This is a genomic window from Stappia stellulata, from assembly GCF_020176715.1.
In the GTDB taxonomy this organism is placed as follows: Bacteria; Pseudomonadota; Alphaproteobacteria; order Rhizobiales; family Stappiaceae; genus Stappia.
Genome location: NZ_JAIVMF010000021.1, coordinates 37,088 through 44,756, shown reverse-complemented (window position 1 = coordinate 44,756; position 7,669 = coordinate 37,088). Strand labels below are relative to the sequence as shown.

The window sequence follows — 7,669 nt, the reverse complement described above, 5'->3', positions numbered from 1 at the left end:
ATCGCAAGCCCGAAACGCGGACCTCCCCAGATGGCTTGACTGGTTCAACCGGGCAAGACAACACTCCGCTCTCAACGGCCTGCCGCCCCTCCAAAGGGTGAATGACCTTCTGAGAAACCGCAACTAGCGCGGGCAGGGCACGGTGGAGGGCGCGTAGGGATGTGGAGCTCGCTGCCATGCCCCTCGTCGTTGTAGAGTCAAAGTAGTTCTCTTTGCTTTTTATGTAATAGTCAGAGTTATCTCCGAAGGACTCTGCGCTCTGGGTTCGATAATTATATTCTTGATAGGATTTTTTGGATAAGAAAAAGTAATTTTATATAAATATGAATATACATAGATTATTTTATTTTATGAAATCGCAATTTAATTAATTTATTATTGTTACAATTCTATTTTGGGATTTGAGAAAAAGCTTTTATTAAAATGGAATTTCATTTTTATCAGCGTCTGGATCGCGATTTTTTATGATCGCCTCGATCTTTTCTGGGACACCCCAAGAATCTCTAACTTGTCCATTATTTACAATCGCGTCACGAAGTATCGACTTGTATTCCGGCTTCCAAGCCTCTAAGTACTCGACCTGAAGGGCATTTTTTTTAGCACTAGCGAAAGATGTGCTTTTACAGAAGCGTTGAATAACTATATCAGCAATCTTCTCTTTTGTCTTGGGGTGTTTCTTAAAGGCTTCATGGAGTTCATGCGCGATAGTTTCGACGCCTTTACCTTTTCCGTTGAAAGCCTGCTTTTTCCCAAAGAGGCCGTACGGGTCCATTTCCAAACGAACTGAAAACACAGGTACACCGCGCCCAAGCGCATATCCGACTTCTTGGTCGGTCCAGGTGCTTTGGTTGAAGCCTTCATTGAGAAGGGCGACCAACGCGTCACAAGTGCGTAGCGCCTTCTCTATTTCTGCCTGCCATTCTGCGTCCGGCTCGATATCTTCGTGGGCGACAAAGGAACAAATTCCATAAGCGCTGAGCGCTGCTTGTAGTTCGGAGGCGAAAACCTTGTGCTTGGCGAGGTGGGAAAGGAAGACACAAAGCTGTCCTTCTGTCTAAAATCCCGGCGGGTCCAGTACGCTGTCTTCACCGGTTTGGATGTTTAGGTGGGCAGCCAGTTGTTGGAGCGCGCTATCATCAAGTCCTTTGATCATAGCGACAACGTAGGAAAAAATGTCGCCACTCCATAAGTCAGTAGTGTCTGCTCCAAACTCCTCGAGGATCAAGTCGACTTCCGGCCATGAACGGGGTGATAGCCTGTGGGCAATTTCTGTCTTATAAGTCGCGCGCTCGGAAGGTGAGAGGGCCATTTGTCCGTATATGAATAAGATATAAAAATAGTGGAGCGGGTGAAGGGAATCGAACCCTCGTCTTAAGCTTGGGAAGCTTCTGCTCTACCATTGAGCTACACCCGCTTGTGCTTCGCTATATCGGCGGCGCGGTGGCGGCCTGTCAAGAGGCGAGACGGCGCGCGGCAGCGCTTCACACCGCTTTCCCGGCACGCACCGCGCAATGCGGTGGCTCCTGCAAGTTTGTGCTTGATTTCCCGTATCCCATCGCCACGTTTGGCGGCGTCGCGCGCTCGCGCGATCCGGACCAGGTCGAGGAGTGAGAATATGCGGGAGCGGGCGAAACGCCTCGTTCAGTCGAAACGCTGGGAAGCGGCGATCATCGCTCTGATCGTGATCAATGCGATCACGCTCGGGCTGGAGACGAGCGAGACCGCCATGCAGGTGGCGGGCGGTTTTCTGCTCGCGCTCGACCGGGCCGTGCTCGCGGTCTTCGTCGTCGAGATTGCCCTGCGCATCTATGCCCACCGGCTCTGGTTCTTCCGCGACCCCTGGAGCCTGTTCGATTTCTTCGTCGTGGCGGTTGCCCTGATGCCGACGACCGGGGCGCTTTCGGTGCTGCGCGCGCTCAGGATCCTGCGCGTGCTCAGGTTGATCTCCGTGGTGCCGTCCTTGCGCCGGGTGGTCGGCGGTCTGGTTGCGGCGCTTCCCGGCATGGGCTCCATCGTGCTTCTTCTGTCGCTCGTCTTCTATGTCTTCGCGGTGATGACGACCAAGCTCTATGGCGCGTCGTTCCCGGAGTGGTTCGGGACGATCTCGCGCTCGCTCTATACGCTGTTCCAGATCATGACGCTGGAAAGCTGGTCGATGGGCATCGTGCGTCCGGTGATGGAGGTCTATCCGCTCTCCTGGCTGCTCTTCGTGCCCTTCATCCTGTGCACGGCCTTCACGGTGCTGAACCTCTTCATCGGTGTCATCGTCTCGGCGATGCAGCAGGAGCACGACCAGTTGGCCGAAGCCGACCGTCAGGCGATCCATGACGAGACCGGCGTGTTGCTGAAGGAGGTGAAGGCCTTGAGGGCCGAGGTGCGCGATCTGCGCTCCGAGATCGCAAGGCCCGGGGCCGGCAAGGGCGACTGAGGGCGCGCGTTTCCGGCAAAGGGCCGATCAGGCGTCGAGCCGGGCGAGATCGTCTTCCGGGCCTTCCAGCGTCAGCGTCACGCCGTCTGCGGTAAAATCGCGGGCGATGACCGTCAGGCCAAGCTGCTCGACCCGGCCTTCCAGCTCCGAGCTCGATGCAAAGTCCGCGCTGACCTGCTTCACCGCGAACCGCTGGAAGGGGATCAGCTCGGCATTGGCGATGGCCGCCTGAGCCGCGCCGGAATAGGCGCGCGCCAGCCCGCCGCCGCCGAGCTTGATGCCGCCGAAATAGCGCACGATCAGCACCGCGCAATCGATCAACTCCGCGCCCTGCAGCACGCGCAGCACCGGCATGCCGGAGGTGCCGGCCGGTTCGCCGTCGTCCTTGCCGCTTTCCTCGATGCGGTCGTCGTCGAGAAGGTGGCGATGCGCGGTGACGATGTGGTTGGCCTTGCGATGTTCCTTGCGCAACGCCTCGAGCCGTTCGTCGAAGAGCGCGAGGGGAACGAGATGCGCGAGGAACCGCGATTTCCGGTCTTCCAGAAACCCCTCATATTCGCGGGCGATTGTCATGAGGGGCATGGCGTTATCCCGCGTTCTTTGCCGAAGCGGGGAGGGCGGCGGCCCCTTTCGGGGTCAGCGCATAGATCCCGCGCTCGACCCGTTCGAACCAGCCATAGTGATCGTCGGCCATCAGCCTTGTCGCCTTGGCAACGCCGGTCGCCTTCGCCACCTCCGCGCCGCGGCTCGGGCCGTTGGCTGCAAGATGCATGGCGCAGCGCAGCGCGTCCTGCCGATAGGCTGTCACAAGCGTGACCCGGGTCGAGCCGCCGGTGTTCGGATCGCCGACCCGGCGGGCGAACTCCCGAAGCAGCCGCTCCTTGCGCGGCTTCGACTGGCGCGGGCTGAACGGGCCCGGATCCAGATGCACCTCGACCAGGGCGTCCGCCAGGCGAACCGTGATCAGGCCGAGGCCGAGACGGCGGGCGAGTTTCAGATTGCTCTTCAGGGCCGACTGGAACCGGCGGCCCGTCGTCCGGGGGACCGCCACATAGACCGCATCGGTGATCGATTGCCGCGCGATCGCCTGATGGAAAAGCCCCAGGGTGAAACCTGTCTTCAATTCAACGATCACGGGGTCCTCGTCGCCCCGGCAGGCGACGACATCGGCGGCACCGATCTCGGCCTTGACCTCGTAGCCTTGCGCCGTGAGGAAGGCCTTTATCGGAGGATAGAGCTCTGTTTCCAGAATGCTGGTCATCGCGAAGGCTGTGCCTCAGGCACGTGCCTTGAAGTGTTTCGACAGCTTCAGAGCCTGGCCCTGGTAGTTGGAGCCGATGCCTTCGCCGTAAAGCGTTTCGGGGCGCTCCAGCATGTGCTCATAGACCAGACGGCCGACGGTCTGGCCGTGTTCGACGATGAAGGGCACCTCATGCGAGCGCACCTCCAGCACGGCGCGCGAGCCGCCGCCAAGCGTCGAATGGCCGAAGCCGGGGTCGAAGAAGCCGGCGTAATGCACCCGGAACTCGCCGACGAGCGGGTCGAAGGGCACCATCTCGGCGGCGAACATCGGCGGCACATGCACCGCCTCGCGCGAGACGAGAATGTAGAACTCGTTCGGATCGAGGATCAGCGTGCTGTCGCCGCGGTGGACGATCGGCTCCCAGAAATCGAGCGGCTCCTGCGCGGCCTTGGCGTCCATGTCGATGACGCCGGTGTGGCGCTTGCCGCGATAGCCGATCAGGCTGCCCGGACCCTTGCCCTCAAGGTCGATGGTCAGATGCACACCGCCGCCGATGGTGGTGTCGCCGCCGGCGACCAGCGCATGCTCGCGATGCACGGCCGTGAGGTCGGCGTCCTGGACGAAGGGATCGCCGATGCGGAAGCGGATCTGGGAAAGCCGCGAGCCTTCGCGCACGAGAACGGGAAAGGTGCGCGGGCTGATCTCGGCATAGAGCGGGCCGCGGTAGCCGGCCGGCACCGTGTCGAAGGCCCGCCCCTCGTCGGTGATGACGCGGGTGAAGACGTCGAGCCGGCCGGTCGAGCTCTTCGGGTTGGTGGTGGCGGAAACGTCGGCGGTGAGCGCCAGCCCCTCCATCAGCGGCACGATATAGACGCAGCCGGTTTCCAGCACCGCGCCGCGCGTCAGGTCGAAGGCGTGCAGCTTGAGCCTGTCGAGCTTGTCCATCACCTTGGCGCCTGCGCCCGGCAGGAAGCTTGCCCGCACGCGGTAGGCGAGGGGGCCGAGCCGCAAATCGAGGCTTGCGGGCTGGATCTGGTCGGCGTCGGGGTGTCGCGGTGCCGCGATTTCGCCGCGCGTGAACATCGCGCGGATCGCTTGTGCGGGGAGGATGCCGTGGCCGGGTGCGGTCATGAAGTGTTCCAAAAAGCCTTCGGGTTTCGCCGTGCTTAGCGCAAGCCCGCCCGTTTTGCCATGGGGAACTGGCAAGCAGCTGCGTCCGGACTTTGCGACGCCGCTGCGTCAACGTGGCGTTGACGCGGATTGAGGCTTGGCGTAAGACCAGCGCGGTCCGTGGTGATTTGAGCCGGCCGGCTTGCAGCCACGTTAAAGAAGTTGCTAAAAAGGCCGGGTTGCAAGACCCCGGCCCGTGGCCGGGGTTTTTGCATTTGGAGACAGGCATGAGCTCAGATACCCGCCGTTGGCATCCCGAAACCGCCCTCGTGCACGGCGGAACGACGCGTTCGCCCTTCGGGGAAACCTCGGAAGCGATGTTCCTGACGCAAGGGTTCGTCTACGCCAGCGCGGAAGCCGCCGAAGCCCGCTTCAAGGGCGACGATCCGGGCTTCGTCTATTCGCGTTATGCCAATCCGACGGTCGCCATGTTCGAGGAGCGCATCGCGCAGCTCGAAGGCGCGGAGGCCGCACGCGGCACCGCCAGCGGCATGGCGGCAGTCAATCTCGCGCTCATGGCCTGCTGCAAGGCCGGCGATCATGTCGTCGCCGCCAAGGCGCTGTTCGGCTCCTGTCGCTATATCGTCGAAACGCTGCTGCCGCGCATGGGCGTTGCCTCGACGCTGGTCGACGGCACCGATCTCGACGCCTGGCGCGCGGCGATCCGGCCCGAAACGGTCGCCTGTTTCCTGGAAAGCCCGACCAATCCGACGCTGGAGGTGATCGACATCGCCGCTGTCGCCGAGATGGCGCACAAGGTCGGCGCGCGGCTGATCGTCGACAATGTCTTCGCGACCCCGATGTGGCAGTCGCCGCTGACGCTCGGTGCCGACGTGGTGGTCTATTCCGCCACCAAGCACATCGACGGGCAGGGGCGCTGCCTCGGCGGGGTGGTGCTCTCCGACGAGGAGTGGATCAAGGACGAGGTCATGCCGCTGGTCAAGCACACCGGTCCGGCGATGAGCCCCTTCAATGCCTGGGTGCTGCTCAAGGGGCTGGAGACGCTGCCGCTGCGCGTGGCGCGCCAGACCGAGACGGCGGCGGCACTGGCCGATGTCCTTGCGGCCGACCCCGCGATCGCCCAGTTGATCTATCCGGGCCGCGACGACCATCCGCAGGCGGATCTCGCCCGGCGGCAGATGAAGGCCGGCTCGACGATGATCGCCTTCGAGGTCAAGGGCGGCAAGGCGGCGGCCTTCCGCTTCGCCAATGCGCTGAAGATCATCCGCCTGTCGAACAATCTGGGCGATGCCAAGAGCCTGATCACCCATCCCGCCACCACCACGCACCAGAGCCTGAACGACGAGGCGCGCGCCGAACTCGGCATCACCGACGGGTTGATGCGTTTTTCGGTCGGGCTGGAGCATGCTGGCGATCTGGCGGAGGATCTGCGCCAGGCACTGGCGGCCGCGCGGGGCTGATCAGTCCTTGAGCATGCGCGCGACGAGCACGACCCGCGCGAGCGCGGAGACGAGGCAGATGGCCGCGAACCCCCAGGCAAGCACCGGGAAGGCTTGCGGCCATAGGCACATGGCCAGGAAGACGGCGATTGTCTCCGCGCCTTCGGCCAGCCCGCCCAGGTAATAGAGCGATTTCTGGCCCTGGATGTCGGTGGTGATGCCGCGCTTTTCCGCCATCACCGAAAAGCCGAGGAAGCTTGCGCCGTTCATGTAGAACGACAGCAGCAACGCGGCGGCCGCCAGCGCGTTTGCATCTGGGTCAAGGACGGCGAAGGCGAAGGGCATCGCGCCGTAGAAGAAGAAATCCAGCACGATATCGAGATAGCCGCCCCGGTCGCTCTTGCGGCTTGCGCGGGCCACGGCGCCGTCGAGACCATCGGCGAGCCGGTTGAGCGCGATCAGCACGAAGGCGACGAGCGGCGCGCCGAGCGCGATGGCCAGAGCGGCTCCAAGCCCGAGGCCGAAGCCTGTCAGCGTGACGGCATCCGGCGAGACGCCGCGCGCGGCAAGCCTGCGGCCGGCGGCGTTCAGCGGCGGGTCGATCAGCGGGCGCAGACGGGCGTCGAACATGGGACCTCCGGTCGGGGGATGTTCTGGATGGCGCAAGCCCGCGACGGGCGCAAGCGCCCGCCGCTCACAAGCGCGTCATTCCCGCTCCTGGCCGGCACCTGCTGTGGCGGGTCTCATGCGGATTGCGGGTTTCCCGGACTGGAAACCGGCGGAATGCGCGCTAGTGTCTGACGGACGCTCGCGCCCTGTGGCGGCGCGGCGGAGGCGACGGGGGATTTGCCATGTACCGGGCTGTAACGCATGACATACAGGTGACCGTCGAGCCGTTCTACCTCGTCGAGGAGTCCGATCCCGACACCCGGCAGTTTCTTTGGGCCTATACCGTCGAGATCGTGAACCACGGTACGGAGACGGTGCGGTTGCGTGCGCGTCGCTGGCTGATCGTCGACGGTGCCGGACGCGAGGAGGAGGTGCGCGGTCTTGGGGTGGTTGGGGAACAGCCCGTCCTCGCGCCGGGCGAACGCTATGAGTACACCTCGGGCTGCCCGTTGCGCACGCCGTCGGGCATGATGAAGGGCAGCTACGAGATGGAAGACATGAACGGCGGACGCTTTGAGGTCGCTATTCCCGCCTTCTCCCTCGATATTCCCGGTGAGGTGCGCAGCATCAATTGAATGCATCTTTCGCGAGTTTAAGGTTGCATTAACAAAAGTTGTCTTCCAATAATTTTCGCCGAATGATTGTATAAATCAAAGATGAAAACGTAAGGTCTTTTGGGTGACAGTGCGGCAAGTGAATTTTCTATTTGTGTAGGCTTGTCGTTGCAAATTCTTATTTTCGAATCGGGAATTGTTTCTG

At 62.1% G+C, this 7,669-nt stretch carries 7 protein-coding genes, 1 tRNA gene, 1 pseudogene and 1 riboswitch; of the genes and pseudogenes, 3 read left to right on the top strand and 6 right to left on the bottom strand.

Annotated features, from left to right (window positions below; all coding sequences use genetic code 11):
* Window positions 1–418: 418 nt before the first annotated feature.
* Together LC092_RS18735 and LC092_RS18730 are read right to left on the bottom strand one after the other, a co-directional pair.
* A pseudogene (locus LC092_RS18735) lies at window positions 419–1,024 on the bottom strand (toll/interleukin-1 receptor domain-containing protein); the annotation flags it as partial.
* Between the two features lie 316 nt (window positions 1,025–1,340).
* A tRNA-Gly gene (locus LC092_RS18730) sits at window positions 1,341–1,414 on the bottom strand.
* Window positions 1,415–1,615: 201 nt separating this feature from the next.
* Between LC092_RS18730 and LC092_RS18725 the strand changes: the two genes are divergently transcribed.
* Window positions 1,616–2,428: an ion transporter gene (locus LC092_RS18725; protein ID WP_224809000.1), complete on the top strand. Its 813-nt coding sequence runs from the start codon at window positions 1,616–1,618 to the stop codon at window positions 2,426–2,428.
* 27 nt (window positions 2,429–2,455) lie between these two features.
* Here LC092_RS18725 and LC092_RS18720 read toward each other — a convergent pair whose 3' ends face one another.
* Genes LC092_RS18720 through LC092_RS18710 form a run of 3 tightly spaced genes read right to left on the bottom strand, consistent with a single transcriptional unit; the run spans window position 2,456 to window position 4,802 of the window.
* Entirely contained in the window at window positions 2,456–3,010 is a 555-nt protein-coding gene (locus LC092_RS18720; RefSeq protein ID WP_224808999.1) for a YigZ family protein, read from the bottom strand.
* Between the two features lie 4 nt (window positions 3,011–3,014).
* Window positions 3,015–3,689 (bottom strand): DUF2161 domain-containing phosphodiesterase, encoded by a 675-nt coding sequence (locus tag LC092_RS18715; protein ID WP_224808998.1) that lies wholly within the window; start codon window positions 3,687–3,689, stop codon window positions 3,015–3,017.
* A gap of 15 nt (window positions 3,690–3,704) precedes the next feature.
* Window positions 3,705–4,802, bottom strand: coding sequence for a 2'-deoxycytidine 5'-triphosphate deaminase (locus LC092_RS18710; protein ID WP_224808997.1), 1,098 nt, complete (start codon window positions 4,800–4,802; stop codon window positions 3,705–3,707).
* Window positions 4,803–4,951: 149 nt separating this feature from the next.
* A riboswitch (SAM riboswitch) is annotated at window positions 4,952–5,031 on the top strand.
* Between the two features lie 37 nt (window positions 5,032–5,068).
* Between LC092_RS18710 and LC092_RS18705 the strand changes: the two genes are divergently transcribed.
* Window positions 5,069–6,262 (top strand): O-succinylhomoserine sulfhydrylase, encoded by a 1,194-nt coding sequence (locus tag LC092_RS18705; protein ID WP_224808996.1) that lies wholly within the window; start codon window positions 5,069–5,071, stop codon window positions 6,260–6,262.
* Here LC092_RS18705 and LC092_RS18700 read toward each other — a convergent pair whose 3' ends face one another.
* On the bottom strand, window positions 6,263–6,871 hold the full coding sequence (locus LC092_RS18700) for a CDP-alcohol phosphatidyltransferase family protein (protein ID WP_224808994.1): 609 nt from the start codon (window positions 6,869–6,871) through the stop codon (window positions 6,263–6,265).
* A 221-nt stretch (window positions 6,872–7,092) separates the two neighbouring features.
* Here LC092_RS18700 and apaG point away from each other — a divergent pair, with 221 nt between their 5' ends.
* Window positions 7,093–7,485: a Co2+/Mg2+ efflux protein ApaG gene (gene apaG / locus LC092_RS18695; protein ID WP_224808993.1), complete on the top strand. Its 393-nt coding sequence runs from the start codon at window positions 7,093–7,095 to the stop codon at window positions 7,483–7,485.
* The last annotated feature ends 184 nt before the right edge of the window (window positions 7,486–7,669 follow it).